The sequence below is a fragment of the Phormidium sp. CCY1219 genome, assembly GCF_055795085.1.
In genome coordinates this window covers 1-354 of the sequence record NZ_JAYFEQ010000274.1, presented here as the reverse complement: position 1 = coordinate 354, position 354 = coordinate 1, and the positions used below count along the sequence as shown (strand labels likewise).

1 pseudogene is annotated in these 354 nt (G+C 50.0%); it reads right to left on the bottom strand.

The window, feature by feature from the left end:
- A pseudogene (locus AC0QH1_RS03715) lies at positions 1-354 on the bottom strand (hypothetical protein); the annotation flags it as partial.

The window sequence follows — 354 nt, the reverse complement described above, 5'->3', positions numbered from 1 at the left end:
GCATAGCGCTAAATCTTGATAAAATGGTAGGGGAAGCGGTGGGGGTGAGAATCCATAATTTGGGTAAGGCTTCGTTGGACAGTCGGCGATTATTACGGTTGGCTTGGCGTTGCAGCGATCGCCTCACGTCTAGCAACTTTCCGAGACAGTCGCAAATTTCATCTTCGCTGACTGGGTTGCGAAAAGGTTCAAAAATCGAAGGATTCGGACTAGCCGCCATTCTTCCTAAAATACCCAAAGGTCGAACCGCAGCCAGCTCTAAATTCGGAAGGGGTCTAAAGTACAAGTCGATTTCTCGGACTTCGGAAGCCACCCGCTGGGGTGCTTTTACCTCCCCGTAAGGAGAGAGCAATT